The 23,387-nt window shown below is 43.2% G+C and carries 21 protein-coding genes; 4 read left to right on the forward strand and 17 right to left on the reverse strand.

Annotated elements, in window-relative coordinates:
* Positions 1-340: 340 nt before the first annotated feature.
* Together F0364_RS27415 and dcd are read right to left on the reverse strand one after the other, a co-directional pair.
* Positions 341-733, reverse strand: a complete 393-nt coding sequence (locus tag F0364_RS27415) for a response regulator (protein WP_153801017.1) — start codon at positions 731-733, stop codon at positions 341-343.
* A gap of 191 nt (positions 734-924) precedes the next feature.
* Positions 925-1,461: a dCTP deaminase gene (dcd, locus tag F0364_RS27420; RefSeq protein WP_153801018.1), complete on the reverse strand. Its 537-nt coding sequence runs from the start codon at positions 1,459-1,461 to the stop codon at positions 925-927.
* Between the two features lie 279 nt (positions 1,462-1,740).
* Here dcd and F0364_RS27425 point away from each other — a divergent pair, with 279 nt between their 5' ends.
* Complete coding sequence (locus tag F0364_RS27425; protein ID WP_153801019.1) at positions 1,741-2,382, forward strand: 4'-phosphopantetheinyl transferase family protein; 642 nt, start codon at positions 1,741-1,743, stop codon at positions 2,380-2,382.
* Here the strand turns inward: F0364_RS27425 and F0364_RS27430 are convergent, their stop codons facing one another.
* From F0364_RS27430 to F0364_RS27440, 3 genes are all read right to left on the reverse strand, one after another.
* Positions 2,383-3,477: a hypothetical protein gene (locus F0364_RS27430; protein WP_153801020.1), complete on the reverse strand. Its 1,095-nt coding sequence runs from the start codon at positions 3,475-3,477 to the stop codon at positions 2,383-2,385. It abuts the gene before it with no gap.
* A gap of 296 nt (positions 3,478-3,773) precedes the next feature.
* Positions 3,774-5,087: an ABC transporter permease gene (locus tag F0364_RS27435; RefSeq protein WP_153801021.1), complete on the reverse strand. Its 1,314-nt coding sequence runs from the start codon at positions 5,085-5,087 to the stop codon at positions 3,774-3,776.
* Positions 5,088-5,142: 55 nt separating this feature from the next.
* Positions 5,143-6,087 carry an ABC transporter ATP-binding protein gene (locus F0364_RS27440; protein ID WP_153801022.1) on the reverse strand — a complete coding sequence of 315 codons (945 nt, stop codon included), beginning with the start codon at positions 6,085-6,087 and terminating at the stop codon, positions 5,143-5,145.
* A 163-nt stretch (positions 6,088-6,250) separates the two neighbouring features.
* Between F0364_RS27440 and F0364_RS27445 the strand changes: the two genes are divergently transcribed.
* A complete protein-coding gene (locus tag F0364_RS27445; RefSeq protein ID WP_235921330.1) occupies positions 6,251-7,246 on the forward strand; it encodes a zinc dependent phospholipase C family protein in 996 nt (331 codons plus the stop codon).
* A gap of 4 nt (positions 7,247-7,250) precedes the next feature.
* Here the strand turns inward: F0364_RS27445 and F0364_RS27450 are convergent, their stop codons facing one another.
* The 5 genes from F0364_RS27450 to F0364_RS27470 all read right to left on the reverse strand — a co-directional run bounded on the left by F0364_RS27450 (position 7,251) and on the right by F0364_RS27470 (position 11,657).
* Entirely contained in the window at positions 7,251-8,879 is a 1,629-nt protein-coding gene (locus F0364_RS27450) for an NAD(P)/FAD-dependent oxidoreductase (RefSeq protein ID WP_153801023.1), read from the reverse strand.
* Positions 8,880-9,096: 217 nt separating this feature from the next.
* Positions 9,097-9,711: a porin family protein gene (locus F0364_RS27455; RefSeq protein WP_153801024.1), complete on the reverse strand. Its 615-nt coding sequence runs from the start codon at positions 9,709-9,711 to the stop codon at positions 9,097-9,099.
* 84 nt (positions 9,712-9,795) lie between these two features.
* Positions 9,796-10,308, reverse strand: coding sequence for an outer membrane beta-barrel protein (locus F0364_RS27460; RefSeq protein ID WP_153801025.1), 513 nt, complete (start codon positions 10,306-10,308; stop codon positions 9,796-9,798).
* A gap of 377 nt (positions 10,309-10,685) precedes the next feature.
* On the reverse strand, positions 10,686-11,195 hold the full coding sequence (locus F0364_RS27465) for an outer membrane beta-barrel protein (RefSeq protein ID WP_153801026.1): 510 nt from the start codon (positions 11,193-11,195) through the stop codon (positions 10,686-10,688).
* 87 nt (positions 11,196-11,282) lie between these two features.
* Complete coding sequence (locus F0364_RS27470; RefSeq protein ID WP_153801027.1) at positions 11,283-11,657, reverse strand: DUF3127 domain-containing protein; 375 nt, start codon at positions 11,655-11,657, stop codon at positions 11,283-11,285.
* Between the two features lie 764 nt (positions 11,658-12,421).
* On the opposite strand from F0364_RS27470, the gene dnaA reads away from it, so the two are divergent.
* Positions 12,422-13,849 (forward strand): chromosomal replication initiator protein DnaA, encoded by a 1,428-nt coding sequence (gene dnaA / locus F0364_RS27475; RefSeq protein ID WP_153801028.1) that lies wholly within the window; start codon positions 12,422-12,424, stop codon positions 13,847-13,849.
* A 71-nt stretch (positions 13,850-13,920) separates the two neighbouring features.
* Here the strand turns inward: dnaA and F0364_RS27480 are convergent, their stop codons facing one another.
* The 6 genes from F0364_RS27480 to F0364_RS27505 all read right to left on the reverse strand — a co-directional run bounded on the left by F0364_RS27480 (position 13,921) and on the right by F0364_RS27505 (position 18,219).
* Positions 13,921-14,292, reverse strand: a complete 372-nt coding sequence (locus F0364_RS27480; protein ID WP_153801029.1) for a CoA-binding protein — start codon at positions 14,290-14,292, stop codon at positions 13,921-13,923.
* A 204-nt stretch (positions 14,293-14,496) separates the two neighbouring features.
* A complete protein-coding gene (locus tag F0364_RS27485) occupies positions 14,497-15,375 on the reverse strand; it encodes a YqjF family protein (protein WP_153801030.1) in 879 nt (292 codons plus the stop codon).
* A 48-nt stretch (positions 15,376-15,423) separates the two neighbouring features.
* Positions 15,424-16,407 carry a TIGR01777 family oxidoreductase gene (locus tag F0364_RS27490; protein WP_153801031.1) on the reverse strand — a complete coding sequence of 328 codons (984 nt, stop codon included), beginning with the start codon at positions 16,405-16,407 and terminating at the stop codon, positions 15,424-15,426.
* A gap of 10 nt (positions 16,408-16,417) precedes the next feature.
* Entirely contained in the window at positions 16,418-17,245 is an 828-nt protein-coding gene (locus F0364_RS27495) for a thiol-disulfide oxidoreductase DCC family protein (RefSeq protein WP_153801032.1), read from the reverse strand.
* 7 nt (positions 17,246-17,252) lie between these two features.
* Entirely contained in the window at positions 17,253-17,624 is a 372-nt protein-coding gene (locus F0364_RS27500) for a hypothetical protein (protein ID WP_153801033.1), read from the reverse strand.
* Positions 17,625-17,712: 88 nt separating this feature from the next.
* Positions 17,713-18,219, reverse strand: coding sequence for a GbsR/MarR family transcriptional regulator (locus tag F0364_RS27505; protein WP_153801034.1), 507 nt, complete (start codon positions 18,217-18,219; stop codon positions 17,713-17,715).
* Positions 18,220-18,574: 355 nt separating this feature from the next.
* On the opposite strand from F0364_RS27505, the gene F0364_RS29105 reads away from it, so the two are divergent.
* The gene (locus tag F0364_RS29105) at positions 18,575-18,985 is read left to right on the forward strand and encodes a hypothetical protein (protein WP_207632910.1); all 411 of its coding nucleotides are present in this window, start codon (positions 18,575-18,577) and stop codon (positions 18,983-18,985) included.
* Between the two features lie 78 nt (positions 18,986-19,063).
* Here F0364_RS29105 and F0364_RS27515 read toward each other — a convergent pair whose 3' ends face one another.
* Positions 19,064-22,546 carry a TraB/GumN family protein gene (locus F0364_RS27515; protein WP_153801036.1) on the reverse strand — a complete coding sequence of 1,161 codons (3,483 nt, stop codon included), beginning with the start codon at positions 22,544-22,546 and terminating at the stop codon, positions 19,064-19,066.
* Positions 22,547-23,387: the final 841 nt, after the last annotated feature.

A 23,387-nucleotide genomic window follows, 5' to 3' on the forward strand; every position in this document is an offset into this window, starting at 1 on the left:
TACTTCACGTTGTGCTCTGCTTCGCAACAAGGCCAAAATTTAATTACCACCAGATTTTAGATAAGATTTGGGAAAGACGGTGTTCTCAGGATAAGATATTGGCTACGCAGTGCCGGAGATAGACGATTTGGAGATTGCTGACCTGCCCGCCAAATATATGTCTTTTTTCAGGAAACGGATTTTTTTAATCTTTTTTTGCCTGAAATCAGCCGCTGTGCTGTTGCCGCGCAAAACCTATGCCAATGGCCAGTTTTGCAATAGCTAATGTTGGTATAGCAGTAAGCTATTCTTAGGATAACCTTTCAGAAAATTAAAGTGAGGTAAAATAGCCGGAGAATATTTAAACCAGTAATTCCTTTAGCTGCGTTACCGATACAGGTTTTATTACATAGCCGGTAACAACTTTATAGGTTTTAGCCTTGGCCTTATCAATACTATCAATAGAAGAGCTTACAACATACACCTTGCCCGTTTTTTTAGAGTTTCCACAGAGTTTTTGATAGGCGTCCAAAAACTCCCAACCGTTCATAATGGGCATGTTAATATCAAGAAAAATTACATCCGGCAAAGATTCTTTGTTGGCCAAACTGTTACTGATGTAATTAATGGCCTCCTGCCCGTTTTTGCACTCAGCAATGGTACCACACAATTGATTTATCTCTATCATGCGGCGCATGCTGAACAAATAAAACTGGTCATCATCTATCAGGCAAATCTTGTCAATAGTGCGCATATTGGGACGATTTGTTCAGGGCAGAAATAATTACTTTTTCATAGATGGACAGGTACTATAACCGTGCAATTAACCAATGTTTCAGTGGTAAAATAGATAAATTTTTTTAAACGGCATACTATTGCCCGCTTTTCTTAAATCGGAGCCGGGTATTCAAAGGGTGGTTTTACAAATGGAAAGGTGTAAAATGGTTAGAATTTATTCTTCCACATCATGCTTTCCACAGGCCGGTTAGGTTGCCCGCTGTATTTGGCATTTTTCTTCTGGTTATATTTTACTTCAATTTCACCTTCTACCGGAAAGTAGATTAGCTGGCCTATCGGCATGCCCTTGTACACTTTTACCGGCTGTTTTACAGAAATTTCCAAAGTCCAGTTGCCACAAAAGCCAACATCCCCTTTACCGGCCGTAGCGTGTATATCAATACCCAGCCGCCCGGTAGAAGATTTACCTTCAAGAAAGGGCACATGCGCATGGGTTTCTGTATATTCCATAGTTACACCCAGGTAAAAGATGTGCGGGTACAGAACAAATCCTTCTTCAGGTATTTCAAAATATTCAATTTCATTGTGCTTTTTGGCATCCAGAATATGCTCACGGTAGGTGGCCAGGCAGGCCCCCAGGTGTACATCGTAGCTGTTGCTGCCAAGGCATTCACGGTTATAAGGCTCAATTTTAATGGTGCCTTTTTCTATCTCTTCCAGTATGCGCAAATCAGAAAGAATCATCGGTGTATGTTTTAAATATCCATTGCAGCAATTTTATGAGCCCGGCAGAACGGCTGCTATCTGGCTTTCGTTGCGTCGCACTCTTGTACGTTCCAAACATAATTCATCTTTTTTCCCTTCTCCTTCAGGAGAAGGTGCCCGGAGGGCGGATGAGGCTCTATGGGCCATTGTGCAACAGCATTTATTGTTTTTAGTCTGCTGTGCAACCTTACAGCCTGTACAGGCCAATAATGTGCAAATAAATCGGTAATTCTGCAATGTAAAAAGCGTTTATACAAATTGGCCCTGTTTTATCAACACAATATCAACGATACCACCAGGCTGGGTATTTGGTACATAGATGAGCCGGAAGAATTTTTTGCTGAAAAGGTTCCGTTGCAGCGTGGCATAAGCCACCCGCACAAACGCCTGCAACACCTGGCAGGCAGGTATTTGCTAAAGCATTTATTTCCCGATTTTCCTTACCACGAAATTCTTATAGCCGATACCCGCAAACCTTACCTGCCTTACGAGCAATATCACTTTTCCATATCGCATTGCGGCAACTACGCCGCCGCTGTTGTAAGCAGCAGCCAGCGTGTAGGCATTGATATTGAAATACCATCTGATAAAGTGGCCCGCATACAGCACAAGTTCCTGGATGTAAAAGAACGCAGTTTTGTACAGGAGTATGTAAAAAGCGGCCTTGAATTTAATGCGCAACTGTTAACTGTTTTATGGAGTTGCAAGGAGGCCATATTTAAATGGTACAGCCTTGGGGAAGTGGATTTTAAAAAGCATATACAGCTTAATGGCCCTGTTACCATCCGGGAAGATGAGAATGTTGAACTGCCTTTTATATTCTGCAAGCACGAAACTGAGACCCTGCAGGTTAACGCTCATGTTTTTAGTGATATAGTTTTAAGCTGGGTGGTAACCTGATCAATCATCAAACCTGCTTTTGGTGCGTGGTATAACCAGCAGGCTTTTACGCAGGGTTTGTTTTAGCTGCTGCTTAACCAGTTGCCCCATGGTGCGGCAGCGCAGGTAAAGGGTTTGGTGAAAATAGTCTGCCAGCTCTATGCGTAACTGTTCAATCTTTTCTTTTTTGGAAATATTGTCATCATGCATAATATCCAGCAGCTCTTTTACCCTGTAACGGGATGATACCAACCTTATGGCCATCATGGTTCTTTCCTCGGCCTGGTACTGCGAAATACTGTCGCGGTCAAGATGCTTCAGCACTTCTTCTACAAAAGGCTTGTTCTCTTTAAAAAACTGCGGCAGGTACAGGTTTTTCCGCCCTTCGTAGCTCTGCTGGTCAAAGTCAATGGCACGTATGCGGTATTGAAAATCTTCTATATCAGGCGTTATGTTTACCACAAAGTTGTAACTGCGCATATCGCCCAGCAGGCGTACAAAACAACGTTCATTAAACTTTACAAACTCTTTGGCAAAGCGGATTACGTTGGTGGTTTTTTCAAACAGGTAGTTATTAATAAAATCATCGCCCGGAATGCCGGGTATATGCTCTTCTACCAGGGTGTTTTGCCAGGTGATAAAAGTAATCCTGTTGGGGGATAGCAGGTGCTCAAGTTCCAGCCCGTAAACACGGCTGGCATCGGCCTGCTTTATGTAGTAATGGTCGTAATTATCGTTGAATTTGTTTACAATGCGTATGCGGAAGGGCTGGCTGTTGCCAAAGCTGCAAAAGTCAATACGGGCAACATCCAGGTGGGTGCTGTAGCTAAGGTCTCCCTCAGTTTTTAAAATAGCGTAAATGTTTACCAGGGCCTCCCGCAGGTATTCCCATTCCCGCATATCGTAAGTAACGGTTTCCCAAAAAGTTTCTTTGCCAAATTTGTCTTTAAGGGGTATGGAATAGGTAAAACGCAACAGGTCGTTATAACCGGCAGGCAGCTTTAATTCCCGGCCATATTTTTTAAGGTATTGGCGCAGCAGGTTATTTACCGGGAACAACGGCTTTTTGCGGGACGGACGGATATGTTCTATCGCATGTTTATCAACATCAAGCATATAATGAAGATAATTATTTAAGCGCATTAAGCGGCAGTATGAGGATGGGAGCCTGGTTAGAAGTTACAGGTAGCTGGTTGCTGGTATGTCCAATTTTACTATGCGGGGAAAGCTGAAGAGAAATAATGCCGGTGAATGGCTGCCGGATTGAAGCGGAAAGCCCGCAACCACCGGAGCCTTAGCGGAGGTGGTGAGGACTTGCAGCGAAAAGCCGGGACTGAAGCCCAATTAAAAAGCAAAAGCCGAAAGCCCCAAAAAGGCTTCCGGCTTTTGTTGAAAAGCGGTAATGTGCAGCTTTAATTTTTACGGCTTATCCACTTGATCATCTCTTTCCAGGTAATTTTTTTGCCGTACATTAAAATGCCGGTGCGGTATATTTTGCCGGCCAGCCAGGTGGTGCCAATAAACCCGGCGATTAACAATATCATACTGATGGCAAGCTGGCTGTAAGTTACGCCATCTGGTATGCCGTGGGCCAAACGGGCCATCATTACAATGGGGGATGTAAGCGGGAACATACTGCCGAATACAGCCAGGCCGCTGGTGGGGTCGTTAACGGCTTTCATCATAATAACCATGGCGAAAATGATGGGCATTATAATGGGCAGGGTAAGGCTCTGTGCATCCTGCGGGTCCTCGTTTACCGAACTGCCTACCGCCGCGAATAACGAAGAATACAACAGGTAGCCACCTAAAAAGTAGAACAGGAAACAGCTTAACATTAACGGAAAGTTTACCTGGGCCAGGCTGTTTAAAAGGCCGCTGCTTTTGGCTGTATTTACCGCTTGCACGGCACCCGGTTGTATAGGCTGACTTTGCATTTGCTCTGCCATGCCGGGGAAAATAACGGGCAGCAAAAACTGCAAGCCTATCATTAGCACTATCCAGATAAGGAACTGCACCAGGCCAACTGCGCCGATGCCTGTAATTTTGCCCATCATTAACTGAAAGGGCTTTACGCTGCTTACAATAACTTCGGCTATGCGGTTTACTTTTTCTTCCATTACACCACGCATTACCATGGTGCCGTAAATAAACAGGATGATATAAATTAAGAAACCGGATACAAACCCAACGGCGTAGCTAACACCTGCCCGTGAAGGTTTATCGCCCCCGCTGAAGGTGGTAAATTGTACATCATTATCGCTTTGGATACTGTCTAACTGGGCTTTGCTGATATTAAGGGAAAGGAACCTTTTATCTTCTATGGTGCTGGAAATTTTTTTCCTTATTTTCTCTTGTGTCATCAGACCTGTTGCCTTATCTGAATGGTAGGTAAGGCGGTCGTGGCCCAGCACGTTGTAATCCGCGGGCACAAAAACATAGCCGCTGTACTTTTTGCTTTCCACATCCTTACGCAGCAGGGCGGTGTCTTTGTTGGTAAATTCAAAACTTATGTCGCTGCCGGCGTTTTCAATTTTGCCGCCGAAGAGGTTGGCTTTGTCAACAACAGCAATTTTGATATTATCCTCACTCTTTACGGAGAAATAGATAATTAAGGCGTAAAAGCCAAATATTAGCGCCGGTACCAGAATGGTGGTTAACAGAAAGGTTTTCTTTTGCACCCGGCTTAGAAATTCCCTCCTTGCTATAATAAAAATCTTATTCATAATCGGTTAATGCAGTTTGGTTAAATGCAGTTGGTGATAGTTTAAGTTGCCCGGCTTATACCGCCTCTACTTTTTGAAAAGAACGGGTTACTGATTTGGTGCCTTCTACCAGGTGAATGAATATGTCGTTAAGGGAAGGCAGTATTTCATTGAAAGACTCTACGCTCAACCCCTTGCTAATAAAGTATTGCAGGATATCGTTATTGGTATAATCCACATGGCGCTGCAACACCAGCTCGTGATCTTTCTTTTGTTTTACTTCAAACAGGTGGGTAGCCAGGTGCTCCGGCATAAGCTTATTGGCAAAAGTTATTTTAAAAACGTCTTCTTTAAAGTCGTGTTTTACCTGTTGTACGGTACCGTCCAGTATTTTTTTGCCCAGGTTAACCAGTACAATATGGTCGCATATCTCTTCTACCTGTTCCATGCGGTGGGTGCTGAATATGATGGTGCTGCCCCGCTCTTTAAGGCCGTAAATCTCGTCTTTAATAAGGTTGGCATTTACCGGGTCAAGCCCGCTGAAAGGTTCGTCCAGGATGATGAGTTTAGGCTCATGCAGCACGGTGGTTACAAACTGCAATTTCTGGCTCATGCCTTTGCTGAGGTCTTCCACCTTTTTGTTCCACCAGGTCTGCATCTCCAGCCGTTCAAACCAAAAACGCACTTTGTCCATAGCGTCGCTTTTGCTTAGCCCTTTTAACTGTGCCAGGTAAAGCGCCTGTTCGCCAATTTTCATTTTTTTGTACAGGCCCCTTTCTTCGGGCATGTAGCCTATTTTAAGGGAATCTTCCAGCGGGTTAAATTTTTGGCCATCCAGTATAATCTCCCCTTCATCCGGGAAAAATATACCGGTAATCATGCGCAGCAGCGTGGTTTTGCCGGCGCCATTGGGGCCCAGCAGACCGAAAATGCTGCCATGTTCAAGCGTAAAGCTAATGTCGTCAACCGCTTTTTGCGTAGCGTAGTACTTCTTCAGATTTTTTAATTCTAACAAGGGCATAAGCAGCGTGCTTTTAATGTGATGTGCCGCATAAAACGCAGTTGTTTGCGGCCTTAAAAAAGATGAATGGATGTTAACCTGCCGTTATTAGTTGTCAAGATATCCAAAATATTACAGCCCCTGTTTTTTTGATTCGATATTTTCGCCCACAAATTTATTTCCTGTGAGAAAAACACTTTTGCTAACCACCTTACTTGCCTGTATGATGGCGTTTTGCAGTTGGGGTTTCCTGGTGCATAAAACGGCGCATCAACTGGCGGTGTACCAACTGCCTTCAACACTTTGCCGTTTCTTTTACCGCAATATGGATTACATGCAGTACAACGCCGTAAGGCCCGATGTACGCAGGAATACCGACTCAACAGAAGACACCAAACACTTTATTGACCTGGAGATATACGGAGATTCCGCAGCATGGAGAATGCCCCTATACTGGAAGGATGCGGTAAAGCAGTACTCAAAAGATACCTTGTTAACGTATGGCTACGCACCTTACCACATTATTTATATGCAGCAAAAATTAACAGATGCCTTCCGGCAAAAAAATGCCGACAGCATTTTGTTTTATGCTGCAGACCTGGGCCATTACATTGAGGATATTTATGTGCCCCTGCACCTGTCAGTAAACTACGATGGCCAGTTGACCAATCAAAAAGGCCTGCACAGCCTGTGGGAAACCATGGTGCCCGAAATTGAAATAAGCAACTACAATCTCAGGAGCAGGCACAAAGCGGCTTATATTAAGAATAAGGAAGCCGCGGTTTGGGGCATCATCCGTAAAACCGAGCGCCTGCTGCCGGATGTTTTTGCCAAAGAAAAAGAAGTATCAGCAAGGTTTACCGACGCTGCCAAATACCGCATGCAGAAAAGCCGTAAGGGCGAAGAATACAGGAGCTATACAACAGAGTTTGCCAAAGCGTATGCCGCGGCACTTAAGCATATCATAAACCAGCAGCTTATTTATTCCGCCAATTCCGTTGCAGACTTTTGGTACACGGCGTGGGTAGATGCAGGCAAACCCGGCCTTGACGCTTTGATAAAAACAGAGTTTACACCCGCCGAAAAAGATAAGCTTAAGGCTGAACTGAAAGCTTACCGCCGCAATGAGTTGATAGAAAAAAATATGTTGCGTGCAAAGGAAAAAAAGCCTGCGGAATAGTGGCTTATCCTTTTAATACCCTGCTTATTACATTGGCCACCCGTTCGCCGTCCATCGCAGCGCTTACAATGCCACCGGCATAGCCCGCGCCTTCCCCACAGGGGTACAGGTTATCAAACTGGGGGTGGCTTAAAGTCTCCGCATCCCTGGGTATGCGTACCGGCGATGACGTTCTGCTTTCCGTAGCCACCACAACAGCATCATTGGTATAATAACCTTTCATTTTTTTACCAAACATCTTAAAGCCATCCTGCAGCCGGGTATGTATAAAAGCGGGCAAAACATGGCCCAGGCCCGTGCTTCGCAGTCCGGGCACATAACTGCAAACCGGCAGGTCTGCTGAAGTTTTATTGTTGCAAAAATCAACCAGCCGCTGGGCAGGCGCAACAAAATTGCCACCGCCGGCGGTGTATGCTTTTTGCTCTGTCATTTGCTGAAAATGCATTAACAACAAAGGGTGGCTGGCCGTAAGTTTTTCATCTTTCATTAGCTTTTTAAAGCCGGGGTCTTTTAAAGCATCTTCCACCGAAGTGCTTACCACTATACCGCTGTTACTGTATGGGTTGTTTCTTTTGCTCGGGCTCCAGCCGTTTACCACCAGTTCTCCCGGAGAAGTAGCCGCAGGCGCTATAATACCGCCGGGGCACATGCAAAAGCTGAATACGCCTTTTTCTCCAACCTGTTCAACCAGGCTGTATGAGGCCGGGGGCAGGTGCTCGCCACGTATAAGTTTATTTGCCGGGCCGGTTTGCGGCAATGGGCAATGGTATTGTATGCTGTCAATCAGTTGCTGCGGGTGCTCAACACGTACGCCCAGGGCAAAAGGCTTGGCCTCTACCATTATTTGTTCACGGTAAAAAAGTTCAAAAATATCCCTGGCAGAGTGGCCGGTGGCCAGTATTACAGCATCAGCATGCAGTTTATCGCCATTGGCAGTAATAATGCCGGTTAGCTTGTTGCTTTCTTTAATAAAGCCGGTAAGCTTTTTATCAAACAATACCTGGCCACCGCAGGCAATAATTTGCTCCCGCATGGCAGTGATTATTTTCGGCAACTGGTTGGTACCAATATGCGGGTGGGCTTCGTACAAAATGTTTTCCGCTGCACCAAATTGCACCAGCAGGTTCAGCACTTTATGTACATCGCCCCGTTTGGTGCTGCGGGTATATAGTTTGCCATCGCTGTAAGTACCTGCGCCACCTTCACCAAAGCAGTAGTTGCTGTCCGGGTTTACTATGCCTTCTTTGTTAAGGGCAGCAAGGTCGCGGCGGCGGGCCCGTACATCTTTGCCGCGTTCTATTACAATAGGTTGTATGCCCTCTTCCAGCAGTCGGAGTGCCGCAAACAGACCTGCCGGGCCAGCGCCTACCACAATTACCTTATGTGGGGCATGTGTAACATCTTTAAAAATGCTTTTTTCAGGCTGGCGGCCATAAAAAGGTTCATCAATAAAAGCGTTGGCGGTAACGTTAAACCACACCTGGCGGCCACGGGCATCAATAGATTGCTTAACGCGGTAAAAGCCGGTTACTTTTTGGGGCGCAATATTTTCCGTACGGGCAATGTATTCCTTAATGATGGTATCGTCTGCCGCCTCACGGGGCAACAGTTTGAGGCTTATTTTTTTTTGCATTTGGGCAGGTATTTATCCTGTAACGGTGCAAAAATATAAAACAGGCCGGGATGGCCTGTTTTATTTGCAAGAAAGAAGATTTATGGGCCCGGCAGGAGGAACTGCTATGAGGCTTTACTTGCGTCGCACTCGTGTGCTGTTATATACGCTACGCAGCTTTTCCCACCAGGTAGCCTTGTTTCCGCCGCCTTCGGCGGCAGGAACAAAAGCTTTTGAGTTATAGCTTAAAACCCAGGCTTATAGCGAATGCATTATTCTTCATGCTGCCTTCGCCTTCGGCCTCCTTAAAAATGTTGGAGAAACCAAACTGGTAGCGGGCTATAATGCCAACCTTTTTAAAAAAATACTCTGCTCCCACAACACCCGCAAACTCACCTGATTTGTAAAGCTCTTTTGTGCTGCCGCTCTCACCACCTTCCAGCGAACCTTTTGCACTTGCCAGGAAGCTGTACTGAGGCCCGGCATAGATGCCTAAACCTGTCAGAGGTATTTTATACTTGGCCAGTACAGGCACGGATATATAATCTGTTTTTAGTTTAACGTTGGATAAATCAATACCGTTTTCACCTTCAAAGCCTTCGCCCAGTTTGGCGCCCAGCATATTGTAGATAAGTTCCGGCTGAACAAAGAAGCTTACACCGGCAGGTATTTCAACAAAAGCCCCACCGTGAAACCCGGTTATGGAAGAGAGGCTTAAAGACATGCCGCCTTCTGACAGTCTAACATTGGAAAGGTTTACACCCGCTTTAAGGCCAAACTGGATGGGGAGTTTTTGCGCACTTGCTACTGACAGGGAGAGCACTAATGCTAATAAGGAGATTGTTTTTCTCATGAATTAAGGATTTTGAGGTTTTTAATGATGTTAACTAAAAGAGCCATCTTAAAGACGGCTCTTTTAGTTTTTCCTGTAATAGTATTAGTTACTTCCAAAAGGGAAAGCGTAAGCTATGCGCAGGCCGATGAATGATAAAGTTGAACCAGATTTAGAGATGCCTTCGTAGCGGGCACTAATGTCAATGCCGGGAGATGTACGGTAACCAAGGTTTGCAGCATAAGTAAAGCCTGTACCACCGCCGTTGTTCATTGAAGTAAAACCAAATTGAGGTTCGCCATAAAAACCACCGGGAAATGTGTAGCGTAAGCCAGCTTTTACAGGGATAGTACCAGTAGCCGGCCATTTAATTCCTTCTCCAAGATCTTTACCGCCAAAGCTAATATAGCCACTGGTTAAAGTAGCAGCTACATTCTCATTAAAGTTATAAGCGAATTTAACCGTTCCGCCGATTCCAAATTTAGCAATCTGCTTAAAATCGCCGGTAGGAATGCCGCCATCTAAACCAATGCTTAATTCGGGGCCGGTTGCGCCATCCTGTGCTTTAAGGGCTGTGGTTGCTAGTACAATAGAGAGGACTAAAAACACTTTTTTCATGATTCAAGGTTTTGTTTGTTTAATGTTTAAGTTTCGAAGGCAAAAAAATTGCTTAAAAGCACGCCATCAAAATATTTTTATCGCTTATAAGCGTTTTTTAATCGGTCAAACGTTTGCGTTAAAATATGGAGGTTATGCAGCGAATCAGGTGAATAAGTGCAGACTAGGCGCTTTGTAGGTAAAGCAAATATCAAGGTAATACCCGCTTAAATGCCGCCATGAAAAACCAACCGTACAAGTATTCCAATCTTGCTGCTTCGTCACGCAAGATTGCTCAACAGGCGATGCCATGAAACACTTAAGCCGGGTCATTAAAGTTTCAGCAATAAAAAAAGCAGCCAAGCGGCTGCCTTTTTTATTGTACGATAAATTGCTTGTTATTTACCGAAAGAGAAAGCGTAAGCTACCCTTATACCGATAAATGAAATGTTTGCACCATTCTTTTTACTGCCTTCATACCGGGCGCTCAAATCTATGCCAGGTGCTGTGCGGTAACCCAGGTTACCTGCATAAGTAAAGGCTGTGCCGCCCCCATCGCTGATAGATGTGAAGCCAAATTGAGGTTCAGCATAAAAACCGCCTGGGAAAGTGTAACGTACACCGGCTTTTACAGGAATAAGCCCGGTAGCATCTGTTTTACCTCCCGCAACATCTTTACCTCCGAAGCTCATATAGCCACCTGTAAGAGTTGCGGCTACATTCTCGTCAAAGTTGTAAGCAAACTTAACAGAGCCACCAATTCCAAACTTATTGTAGGTTTTCAGATCACTCAACGGAATTCCACCGTCAATACCAATACTAAGTTCGGGGCCGGTTGCACCATCCTGTGCGTACATTTTTGCGGAACATGCAAGTACAATAGCGAAGACTAAAATCGCTTTTTTCATGATTTAAGGTTTTGTGTTAAACAAGGTTAATTAATATAAATACGGCTGCAAAGAAAGTGCCGGATAATACACAATACAAACCGTTCATCAAAAAGGAAGGTCGTCAACAATATCAGGTGGGGTATTGTCTGGCACAAAACCACCTGCCTGCGGCTGCGGTTGTTCGCCCAGTTTTACATGCTCCATGCGCCATGCATCAAGGTTGGTTATATAATTCTCTTTGCCATCTTTTACCCATTTGGTACCCTTAATATTAAACAGCACTTTTACCTCATCGCCGGTATTAAACCTGTCCGGCATTGCCGTTTTATCCTGTACGCATTGAAACTTAATATAATTGGTAATTGGGCGGCCGGCTATTTCCTCCGTTTTCTCAATAACAAATTCCCTGGTTTTAAAGGTCTCTGTACGCTGTACAATGTTATACTTAGCTACCAGGCGGCCTGTAATTTCAAACGACATGCGCTGTATTTTTTGCTGCAAATGTAGAAGAAAACTTATGTTATTTATAGACAGAAAAAAATTGCGATTTTCAATTTCATTATTGTACCTTACACAAACAATCATCCTGATGAAAACGGTTGCTTTAATTCGTTGTTTTACCCATAATATACAGGAAGTGCTGAGTATGTTCTTTTTATATGATCCTCTTGGTTTATATGAGCATTCAAGACCATGCAACACCCTTTCATGCAGTATCCATCTGAACAAAATCCTCCCTTACGGTAAAAACGTCAAGGCGTCCAAATCTTGGTTGTGCAGTAGCTTTAAAACAGGTTTTAAACGGTAAAAAATTAGTGTGGATTATTTTTATTAACAGGAACGATTATTGTTATTAGACCACGGCAAAAATGTTTTGCAGGTACTTTTCGTTATAGCTGGGTGCGTGGTAATGAGTTCTTTGTTTATTCGTTTGCAGCCTTAGCGGACAATTGGCTGAAACCATTGCTGCTATTGGGTTACAGCATATATAAGCAAATTTACGGTAACAAAACAGCAGGTGTTCATAAGACATTTGCGCCGATATAAAAAGAAAAAATTTGTTGAAAGAAATTTTAAGTGTAGTGATGAATTAATCGGGACTAAAAAATTTTTTTTTCAACATAAAACATAGATATTCGCCGTCCTGTCCCAAAAAATTTTTTCATGACTTATGAACGAATTTTTTGGGATTTTTTTCCCGGTATAACATTCATAAATCCATATAAACAGTGTACCATTCTACTATGACGAAAACCGCGGAATCAGTTTGGAATAATTGCCTCAAGATTATAAAAGATATAGTCGAATGGCAGCATTTTAAAACCTGGTTCGAACCCATAAAGCCCGTTGATATTAAAGGCAACGTACTGATGATACAGGTACCGAGCCAGTTCTTTTTTGAGTACCTTGAAGAGCATTATGTAAACCTGCTTGCAAAGACATTAAAAAGAGAAATGGGTAAGGAAGCCAGGCTGGAATACCGTATAATGGTTGACAGCGGCAACGGCAAAAACGGTTCGATGGATATTCCTGCGGGCAGCGCTAAAATTTTTTCCAATAACGAAATGGACTTTCCATTGGTTATAAACAATCCGGTTAAAAACCCGTTCGTTATACCTGGTCTTAAAAAGATGCAGATTGACCCACAGTTAAACCACATATATACGTTTGACGCGTTTATTGAGGGCGATTGTAACAGGGTAGCAAGAAGGGCAGGTAAAACTGTGGCAGAAAAGCCCGGGGCCAATTCATTTAACCCATTGGTTATTTATGGCGGCGTTGGCCTGGGGAAAACGCACCTGGTGCAAAGCATTGGTAACGAGGTTAAGAAAATGCACCCTAATAAAGTGGTGTTGTACGTAAGCAGCGAAAAATTCATTAACCAGTTCCAGGACCATAGCCGCAACAACGCCATTAACGATTTTATACACTTTTACCAGCTAATAGATGTATTAATAATAGATGATGTGCAATTCTTTAGCCGGGCCGAAAAATCGCAGGATGCTTTCTTTGCCATATTTAACCATCTGCACCAAAGCGGCAAGCAACTGGTGCTTACATCAGACAAGCCGCCAAAGGATCTTGATGGCATGCAGGAAAGGCTGCTCAGCCGTTTTCGCTGGGGCTTAAGCGCAGATTTGCAGGTGCCAGACTATGAAACAAGGATAGAGATATTGGAGCGTAAGATGAAAAATGATGGCCTTGACATGCCGAAAGAGGTTGTTAAGTACGTTGCATACAACATCAATTCCAATGTCAGGGAACTGGAAGGCGCATTAATATCATTACTTGCGCAATCATCCCTTAACAAAAGGGATATTGACCTGGAACTGGCTAAAAAAGTGCTCCGCAATTTTATTAAAACCAGCAGTAAAGAAATTACCATTGAAGCCATACAAAAAATGGTGTGCGACTATTTTGATGTTTCTTACGAAAAACTGCTGCATAAAACCAGGAAACGGGAAATAGTACAGGCAAGGCAAATAACCATGTACCTGGCCAAAGCGTTCACCAAAAACTCACTTAAAACCATTGGCGAACATTTTGGTGGCCGCGACCATACTACGGTAATTCACAGTTGCCAAACCGTAAAGGATTTAATGGATACGGACAGCCTTTTTAGGGAGAATGTGATGGAGCTAACGCAGAAAGTGCAGCTTGCAGCCATGTAATACAACCTATTTAATAACAATTCCAGGTTAGTGCCAATACACACAGCCTGGAATTTGTTTTTTCAGGGCGTTTAATACTGTCCTGTACTTAGCAACACCAGTGTACAGGCTTCCACCGGCTGAATATTATTTTCCACAGCCAGCTTTGCCAGTTCATCGTTTTCAGCGCCTGGGTTAAAAATAATCCGCTTTGGGTGCAACGATAATATATAATCGTAATACTGCCGTTGGTTGCCGGCGTTCAGGTAAAGCGTAATGCTGTCAATATCGCTAAAAGCCGGCCGTTCTTTGGTAATGTCCACATCAGCCACTTTGCCTTCCCTAAGGCCAATGGCTTCTACCGGGTGCCCGTTGGCCCGCAGCCTGTTAACCGCAAGGTAGCTGTACCGTGCAGGGTTTGGCGATGCACCCAATACAAGCGTTTTCTTTTTTACATTATTCATCTGGTAAATTTAATTTGTCAGCCGCATTATTGCCATTAATAAATAACGGTTACAAATAGCATTCCGGATGCTGTTGATAGTTATTTGGTGGCGGGCTGCGGATACTTTGTGGAGACATCGTTGCGTCGCACTACGTTCATCGTTCGGTTAGTATGGCATCTTTTCAGACCCGGGTAGATAGAGTGTTGTTAGAAAAATAACAGATTATACCCGCAGCAATTTTCGGGGAAATACTTTTATGGCAGAACCTGTTGACACAAAAACAGAGGATGGTTTTTTCATATGTTGATTGAAGGCTTCCCCATACAAGTCCTTTATGTTGCACCTGATATCGTGATTAGTTGTATTGTTTATCTCCCACGGAGGGTGTTGTACCTTGTATTCAGACGTTAAATGTTTTCCCTGCTTGGTGTAACCCCAATAATGTTCAGTAATAAACTCTTCTTCGGAGCCTGGCAGGGGTAATGCGCCTGTATGCCCGGTTGTTGCCTGAAAATAATTCCAATCTCCATTAAAACGAAAACCATATTGTATGGTAAGTTCGTCCGCTGTTTGGTGTAGGGTGTTGTTCATCTTACAATAAACATAATGCTCATCGTATAGCCAGCGTGCAACACGTGCAATCATTCTCCTTGGTACAATTTCCTTAATAAAAACAACACCCCGCTTGAAGTTCTCACCTTCATTTCTAACAACATAAAAGCGCAGGTTGAATTCTTCAAAGTTTTGATAGGCAGGTATTTTTACACCATACAATCTTGTATTGCTGAACATGAAACCAACAAGGCTTACAAAGCATTTGCCATTATACAAATCCAGCTCTGTACCGGCAGGAACATATGGTATTAAAATATCCTCGGGTACCTGGTAGTTTGCAAAAACCAGGTTTTTCCATTCCGCGGAGAGAAACGCTTTTTCCATACCTAAAATAGCATTTGGAGGTGATTTTATAGGCCCCTGCTCCACGTAGGTTATAATCAGCGCAAACCAGGTAAAATCGTGGTTAATGCAAATTACCGGGGCCTGAAAAGCCGCCCAAAGTACCTGGCGATGAACGGATTGCGACGCAACAGGCGATGCCATGAAATTATGTCGCCGGTATATAAATCAAAACAAAAATGCGGAGCATTTTTAAAAAAGGTGATATTGGGTTCTTTTAAAAGTAGGTACAATTTCAGCAAAAGCATCCTCCAGCATGGGATACTTAAAAACAAACCCCTGCTGCAGTAGCTTTGCCGGTAATACCCATCGGCTTTTTAATACCAATTCGGGCTCCGTACCAAGAAAAAATGCCCCGGCTTTCAACATCCATTCATATGCGGGCAATCCAAATGTGTGCCCGGTTGCTTTTCGTAAAGCACCCATAAAATGAGTATTGGCAACGGGGTTAGGTGCAGATACATTAAAAACGCCTTCCAACTCGTTTTTTGCCCACATAAACTCAATAACCCTGCACACATCCTGTATATGCACCCAACTGAACATTTGCTGACCGCTGCCCTGCCTGCCACCCAGGCCAAAACGGCAAAGGTTTAAATAGGGTACCATTACGCCGCCGCTGCCTAAAGTAATAGCCATGCGCAGCGCCACTTTACGGGTAAAAGGGGTGCGTTGGTTGAAAAAAGTACCTTCCCAGCGTTTGCAAACCTGCACGCTGAAATCGTTGTGGTACTCACCGGTAAATTCATCCTGAGCCCTGTCTGTGGCATGCCGGTAAATAGTGGCTGAAGCCGCGTTAATCCAGAGTTTGGGAGGAATAGTGGCTTTGCGTATAGCTTCGCCAATGGCCTCGGTTGTTACTGTTCTGCTGTCGAATATTTCCTGTTTATTACTCTTATTGTAACGACAGTTGACTGATTTGCCCGCCAGGTTGATGACGAGGGAACAGCCATCAATTTCACGAATCCAGTCGCCCTGTATTGCAGGGTTCCATTTTACCAGCCGAACGTTTTTATAGCCATCATCATTGGCTTTAAAGCTGCTGAAGCCATTATTAGCAGCAGATGGCAAACTGCGGCTGAGTATAACTACCTGGTTGTTGGCGCCAAAGAAACTGGCAAGTTCCCTGCCGATAAATCCGGTGCCGCCGGCTATAACTATCTTAAGGTTTTGCATATATCAATTTTTAACGGGCTAAATAAATAAGGAACAGCAACAGGCAATAAATATTAAAGCAAACAATGTTAAGGTGGTGGCTTAATATGCCCGCAAACTGCATTCGCCTGAAGTATTCTTTAATAATAAACAACGTAACCATTGCTATGTACATGTTGTTGAGCAATGACGGTACAGCGCTTATAACCATGTTTACAACCATAAGCGGTAACAGCAGCAAAACAGCCAAAAGCGCCAGCATATTAACCTGGGCAGCATATTCAAAACCCTGCTGTTTTTTTAGTGTGGAGGCTGTGCAAATGTTGGCTGCTACAAACAATACATGGGCTGCCTGCGCTTGTGCAACACCCGCGGAGCCAAAAATGCTGTTGGTAAACAGGTAATGGTGCAGCGGGAATAGCAAAACGCTGTTAAACAACAGCCCCGCGGCAAGAAAGAGCAGCCGGTATTTAGCGTTGAAGGTAGGGCAGCAGTTGTACGTGCCGGGGACAGGCGTAGTTGCCACAATGCTTCTGCGGTTATAGGATACCAGCTTGTATAGCCTTGTGAGCAAGTATTTTACCGGGCCTGCGCTGCCTGCCTTTTTTGCAAAAGGAAACCGGCCGCCAAGAATGGCCAGCAACGCATCAATACCATACAGCACCTGGCCGGTTTCCATGTTTATCAAGGGTATTTCGTCATTGCGTTTTAAAGGGTTGGTTTTGTTAAGCAGGTCACTACTTGCTTCGGAGAAAGACTGCCGCCCGTTTTCGGGCAGCAAGCCCGCTTTTACAAACGCGGATGAGTAGGCCGAGCAAAGCGGGCATGCATCGTCGTAAACAAGAATCTGCTGTTTCATGATCGGGTTATTTGAGTTGAGAAAGGGGACGTTTTTGTAAGCTTTGTATTTCACGAAAACAGAGTGCTAAATAATAAGCTGCCATAAGAGGCGCGGCAAAAAGAAGGATCGCAAAAACAAGCAAAAATGGTTCAAAAAAATAGCTCAGCAACATGAGTGCAACAGCTATATATGTGGTAACATGATACCTGTTTCTGGCAGATCCTTTTACGGTGAAGGATCTGCTAATATCATGTACAACTATGCTTAAAAATTGCCAGCCACCAACAACAAAGTAGGGTGCAAAAAAGTGAGAGCCGGGTAATGAAATAACCAGTGCCAACGAGGCGGCAATCAATAATAATTGCACCCAGGCGTCAATTTGTTTCCAGAGTTTCATATATATTTGTTTTTTCTAAATTTTCAGTAAAAATTGAAAATAATACCTTAAAATAAAACCGCTGGTGCGGCTTTATGCAAAAAAATGCTTACTTCAGCAGTTTTATAAAGCTGTTTAAAAACCAGTTTTCCTCGGCTTTAATCATAACATCCATGGTTTTTTCGGCATGTCCGGCAAAGCGTTTAATGCTTTCAATTGTATCCGTAAATGCTTTTATTTCAGGGTTTCTTTTGTCTCCTTCCACATCGGTTAGCTGGTTAAGTACTTTTACCATCGGGTCAAGTTCACGTTTTTTTCGCTGGTACATTATATGGGTAGCCACTTTCCAGATATCCTTTTCGGCTGTAAAATATTCTTTCCTGTCTCCAGGCACAATCACTTTGTCAATAAGGTTCCAATCCATCAAGTCTCTAAGGTTCATGTTCGCATTTCCACGGCTTATACTTAGCTGTTCCATAATATCATCTGTGCTAAGCGGTGTGCCAGCTATTAAAAGCAAAGCATGCACCTGTGCCATGCTGCGGTTAATACCCCATTGGCTTCCTAATATCCCCCAGCTTTGTATAAATTGTTGCTTTGCTTCTGCGAGTTTCATAAACCAAAATTGCACATATTTTCTGAATTTTCAAAATTTATTGAAAATTTGTTTTCGAGATTCTCAATAACGTCAACAGGCAACATTTGCACTGGTTTTTCTAAGGCATTCGTGTGTAAAATTCATTACAGTAATTCACTGTTTTAAACGCTGTGGGTAAACTGTCCTTTACTTTTTTACTGCATTTTAACAGGTATTGTAATGCCCTGAAGCGCAATGCGGCAAAGCGTTTTGCCTGCATCATCGGTTGTTAACATTCCACCGGTAATCAGTTGGATAAATTTTTTTATGCAATTGTACTTTATATGAGAATCTGTTTATAACTTAACCAATCAATTAAAAAAATACTAATCCCATGGCAAAAGCAAATAAAAAAGCAGCCAAAAAAGCTGCTCCTAAAAAAGCCGCAAAAAAGGTTGCTCCTAAAAAAGCAGCGCCGAAAAAAGTTGCTAAAAAAGCTGCTCCAAAAAAGGCCGTAGCTAAAAAGGCCGCACCCAAGAAAGCTGCTCCCAAAAAAGTTGTAAAAAAGGCCGCGCCTAAGAAGGCTGCACCTAAAAAAGCGGCTGCTAAAAAAGCCGCGCCTAAGAAAGCTGCTCCTAAAAAAGCTGTAGCGAAGAAGGCCGCGCCTAAAAAGGCTGCACCTAAAAAAGCGGCTGCTAAAAAAGCGGTTAAAAAAGTTGCCCCTCCGCCACCCCCTCCAGCTCCGGTTGAGGAAGCACCGGTTACTCCGTCTGAGCCAGCAGCGGATGCACCTGTTGCTGAGTAAAGAACTAAAATAGTATGCATATAAAAGCCGTTGAGAGTATCAACGGCTTTTTTTTAAGCAAATGGCGAATAACAACTATTATTCAACACCTTCCTCTTCCCTGGTCTCACCATCGCTTTCCAGTTCTTTAATATATGTTTTAAAAAAGTTCTGCGCATGCTGTGCACTGTATTCTTCCTGCCAGTAAATGCCCGTAAATGAGTCTGCCGGTTCCAGTAATTTACCGGCAATATCGTAACCTCCGGCAATACCCAGGTAAGATTTATCATCTCCCTTTTCACCAAACACTACTTTATACAAGTAAAATTTATACTTCTTCCCTTTGCAGCTTGCAATCTTTTCCGATAGAAAATTTATTGAAGAGGGGGTATCATCGTATGAAGCAAATAAGTGCATTTCTGATTCTGCAAAGTTTTTTTGTGTAAGGTATTGAGACGGAAAAAGTTGCTGCCTGTTTAGTTTCTTCAATTCTTCATAGAAGCCTGTTCTTGTTTCTTTATCTGCGGCTAAAGAATTTAACGCTGCCGGATTAACTACCTGGTTGCGTTCCAGCAGCAATTTTACTGCTTCTTGCTTTATATATTGATCTGCCGCCTGTTGATAATTGCTGAGCTGTTGTAGCGATGCGGCACTGTTTACTCGGCTTAATACTTTCAACAGCGATGTAACAGAATAATCATATTCAGTATCCTTCATTTTTAATGCCAGTAATAATTTTTCAGCCGCTTTTATAAAGCTGCCTTCGGCTTTGCCTAGTTCGCTCATCTGTATAAATCCACTATCTAAGAGTGTTATCGAGATATCTGCAATAATTGGCGCCAGAACGCTATCGCCTGCTAGGCTTAGCAAATTACTGTAAATACTGGTAGTCAGGGCAAGGCTATCCTCAAGGCCTGTAGTAAAAGAATAGCCAGGACTTTTCTTTAGCTGGTAGCGGTTTAGCAAGCCGGCTAGGGCATGATAACTTTCTTTTGTATGAATGCCTGCCAATATACTTATTGCAGTTGGCTGCAGCGCTTCTTTATTGCCTGTCAGGGTTGAAAATTTTTCTTTGATATATTCTACTGTTGACGGGCTTTTTAACTCTTCCAGGCTATTGGCAATCTGGCGGTTTACCTGGGTTGAGTCACTGTAGAAGTAAACTTTCCCGTAGCTTTTAAAAAGGGCATCTTCCAATAGCGCAGCTTCACTACTGTCAAATGTGGCGTTGGTTAAAGCCTGGTATGCTTCAGTCCGGGTAGTTGAGTCGGCAGAGGAAAGGTCTGTTAATAATAACCGCGCCTTAGATGTTATTATACTGAAATTGTTTGAGGGTGTATGCACGGCAAAGTCATTAAAAAACCTGTTTACATTTTCACTGTAAACCTGCTCTTTTTCTGCGTTCACAAATATTGTGTAGTAAATGTTTCCGGATAGCAGTAACCGCACCCGGGAATAGCGGGTGCTGCTCTTTTTATTAACCAACAGTTCCCGGCCAGCCAGCTTTCCATTCGTTACTGGTATGTTTACCAAAAGGGTGTCGTCATCATTTTCGTAAGCTTCTGCCTGGCGGCTCCAAAAAATGCTGTCGCTTGCCCACCAGGTATATTTTCCCAGCGTATCTGCCTCAATTTTATAGGAAGTGGCGGTTGCTGTGTCGTAAGTAATTTGGTATGGGCGGTTTTTGGAGGCTATAGTTTCTTGCTGTTCATCGTGTTCTTTAAAGGCGGAAGGGGCCCACGTAGACAAACTGCTGTCAGTTGAAAATTCTTTTTGCCATGCTGAAGATTTGTTGGGAATGAATTGGAAAGAGTTGAAAATAGTTTCAATTGCCGGGCTGTTGTAATGGCTTGAATCCATTAGTGTCATTAGCAGCACATTTCTATTGCCGCGTATAGCGGTAACCATTCTTATACTTAATCTTTCCTCTCCCTGGTTTATTCCTTCCATAAGCATTAGCTTTCTGCCCTGCCTTGTTGTGTAAGATTTTTTAAGGCCTGGGTAGTGCTGGGTCATTGAGCTAAAAAATTGCTCAAGAAAACTGCTGTCATTGGGTATGTAGCTGCCAGGTTTCACCTCTTTGGAAAAAAGCATAATGTAACTCCCACTGCTCATATCAGTGCCGGTAAAAGCACTTACTTTCCAGCCATTTTCATCATTGCTCATTTTTTTGTTATAGGTTAACCTGGTTGGCGATTGAAAGCTGATGCCCATTATTGAATCCGTAAAGGTGGTTGCATTGCTTATTTGTGCAACCGCAGGTTTGTTTATTGTAAAAGCCGAAAAAAACTTTTCTGCCTGGCTTGAGTTAAGATGTTCTTTTTTCAAAGCATACATCATGGCCATGTAAATGGCTTTCTTGTGCAGATATACCTGCACTTTTATGTATACGCCATCTTTTTGTTCCACATATTCGCGGCCTTGTATGCTGTCTTTTTCTATTTTTTTTGTAGCGGGTGTTTTTTTGCCCGGAAACATACGGGTGCTCAGATCCAAAAAAACACTGTCTGGTTGCGAATGGTCCCGTGGGCTTGGCGCAGCTATCGTGCAATAGCCCGAGAAGTTGAATATGTCTATCAGAAATTTCATTTCCATTAAGCCGAGTAATTTCACAGATGCAGGATTGGCGGGCATTTTTGCATTGTAAAAATTATTTTCGTCAGTCACGTCAAACCAGGGCAATTCAACTTCCTTAAACTTATAATTCGCGGCATCAATTTTCTTATTCGATAGCACAGGCTCAACTGTAAAACCTCTTTGCCGCAGCAGGGTAATAACGCCCTCTTCACCCGGCAGGTGTGCTGCGCCAATTGCAAAAAACATAGTTCTCACAAATGCCAGGCTATCTATACGGCGGGCCATTTTTTTATTGCGTTTTACCAGTAAAACATCTTTTTCAATTGCAGGCTGGTTAGCCGTATAATTTTCTATGTCATCAAGGTTCTGGGCTGAATACCAATTAATCATCTTATCCATTTCCTTACTGGCATAAGATTTATCATCCGCAAGCAAAAAATCTATATCGGTTTTATCCACAAGGTCTTCCAGTAATCCAGCCTGGTCCGCAATATCTTCAATCCCGCCAACCCATTTACCCTGCCGCCTGGCTACATTGTATAAATAGGCATCAACAAACGTAGGCATCTCACCTTTTTCAAAAAATTCACTTACCCATTTGTTTTTTTCCTTTACAATATCGCGGGTAGTAATTTCATCGGCAGGCTTTTTTAGCCTTTTAGCCAATGCCACACTGTACCTGTTGTAGTCAGACTCTTTTAAAACTTTATTCAATTTTTTCCCTTCCAGCCCATCAAAAATATTGTTAACATAGTAGGCCGCCATTTCATCCGGGTTAACTTCCATCGCAAAACCGGCTGATTGCTCAATTGCTTTATAAACTGAATCGGTAAAACTAAATAAACGCTTATCATTAAGATGCATGGTACCAAAAAGATACGACGGCTTTTCAAGCCCTTTGCCGCAAATGCGCCACAGCAAAGTATTCGTTGTTTTTGTTTGAGAGAAAGCTATACTTGCAGGTACAAAGGCTACGGATACTAATAACTTGCGTAAAAGATTCATAAACAGGTTAATGGTTGAAAACTAAATGCAATATTAGCAGTCTTTGCAATACTTTCTGGCCAGGCGGCATTAAATAAAATTCAATAATTCATTAAAAACCACATGCTGTTCTATCAGGTAGTATAGATGTTTAGGGGGTGCCCCCAAGCTGCGCAAGGGGTCGGGCAGAACTGCGTTCGCAACCTTCGTCAAAGCAACATTTAGTTGCTTTTTCTCGGTTGTGCTCATACTCCGGCACAAAGCCCAAGCACAAGTCCTTCACCGGGGTATCCGCTTCAATCCCTCACCCAAAGTATAACCTGCTGCCGTTTTTGCTGCTAAGGTTAAGTGTATCATTCTGCATAACATATTTGCTCAATTGCATATGCCGGATGTTTTTGAATGGGTGGCTGTATCAGCGTAATACACATGCCGCCAGTCATCATCTTTCAGCATTAAACGGTATAGGATAGCGCCTGTTTTAAAATCCTGCCGTGCAAGCCTGCCAGATTTTTTTCAATTTTTTTAGCGGCCTGACCAACTGCTGAAACCCTTTGCTGGCCTCACTTTTAACAACCAGAACTAAAGGTTTAAACCATACAGCCCCTGATTTTTTTAAAAATAATTCTACTTTTTTTTGTTGGAATGGAAAACACCCCTACTTTTGCAACCCCAAACGAAATGAGAGCAACGGTAAAGAGGGGGATAAGTTCTTAAAGTACAGCAAAATTTGATGAGGCAAAAGGCCTGAAGATTCATAATCTTAGCATCAGCAAAACCCGGGTAAAACTGGTGTTAAAGCTCTTTGAAAGAAAGGAACAATAGAACATGAACGTTATTAAATGTTTATGGTAAGGTTTTT

The organism is Foetidibacter luteolus (genome assembly GCF_009650435.1).
Lineage (GTDB): Bacteria > Bacteroidota > Bacteroidia > Chitinophagales > Chitinophagaceae > Foetidibacter > Foetidibacter luteolus.

Bases quoted from the DNA above. Each gene is read 5' to 3' on its own strand.
- dnaA (WP_153801028.1), top strand. From the start codon at position 12,422: ATGACGAAAACCGCGGAATCAGTTTGGAATAATTGCCTCAAGATTATA.
- F0364_RS27435 (WP_153801021.1), bottom strand. From the start codon at position 5,087: ATGAATAAGATTTTTATTATAGCAAGGAGGGAATTTCTAAGCCGGGTG.
- F0364_RS27490 (WP_153801031.1), bottom strand. From the start codon at position 16,407: ATGCAAAACCTTAAGATAGTTATAGCCGGCGGCACCGGATTTATCGGC.
- F0364_RS27415 (WP_153801017.1), bottom strand. From the start codon at position 733: ATGCGCACTATTGACAAGATTTGCCTGATAGATGATGACCAGTTTTAT.
- F0364_RS27465 (WP_153801026.1), bottom strand. From the start codon at position 11,195: ATGAAAAAAGCGATTTTAGTCTTCGCTATTGTACTTGCATGTTCCGCA.
- F0364_RS27455 (WP_153801024.1), bottom strand. From the start codon at position 9,711: ATGAGAAAAACAATCTCCTTATTAGCATTAGTGCTCTCCCTGTCAGTA.
- F0364_RS27450 (WP_153801023.1), bottom strand. From the start codon at position 8,879: ATGCAAAAAAAAATAAGCCTCAAACTGTTGCCCCGTGAGGCGGCAGAC.
- F0364_RS27485 (WP_153801030.1), bottom strand. From the start codon at position 15,375: ATGGCATCGCCTGTTGCGTCGCAATCCGTTCATCGCCAGGTACTTTGG.
- F0364_RS29105 (WP_207632910.1), top strand. From the start codon at position 18,575: ATGGCAAAAGCAAATAAAAAAGCAGCCAAAAAAGCTGCTCCTAAAAAA.
- F0364_RS27430 (WP_153801020.1), bottom strand. From the start codon at position 3,477: ATGCTTGATGTTGATAAACATGCGATAGAACATATCCGTCCGTCCCGC.
- F0364_RS27480 (WP_153801029.1), bottom strand. From the start codon at position 14,292: ATGAATAATGTAAAAAAGAAAACGCTTGTATTGGGTGCATCGCCAAAC.
- F0364_RS27495 (WP_153801032.1), bottom strand. From the start codon at position 17,245: ATGAAACAGCAGATTCTTGTTTACGACGATGCATGCCCGCTTTGCTCG.
- F0364_RS27515 (WP_153801036.1), bottom strand. From the start codon at position 22,546: ATGAATCTTTTACGCAAGTTATTAGTATCCGTAGCCTTTGTACCTGCA.
- F0364_RS27440 (WP_153801022.1), bottom strand. From the start codon at position 6,087: ATGCCCTTGTTAGAATTAAAAAATCTGAAGAAGTACTACGCTACGCAA.
- F0364_RS27505 (WP_153801034.1), bottom strand. From the start codon at position 18,219: ATGAAACTCGCAGAAGCAAAGCAACAATTTATACAAAGCTGGGGGATA.
- dcd (WP_153801018.1), bottom strand. From the start codon at position 1,461: ATGATTCTTTCTGATTTGCGCATACTGGAAGAGATAGAAAAAGGCACC.
- F0364_RS27460 (WP_153801025.1), bottom strand. From the start codon at position 10,308: ATGAAAAAAGTGTTTTTAGTCCTCTCTATTGTACTAGCAACCACAGCC.
- F0364_RS27500 (WP_153801033.1), bottom strand. From the start codon at position 17,624: ATGAAACTCTGGAAACAAATTGACGCCTGGGTGCAATTATTATTGATT.
- F0364_RS27470 (WP_153801027.1), bottom strand. From the start codon at position 11,657: ATGTCGTTTGAAATTACAGGCCGCCTGGTAGCTAAGTATAACATTGTA.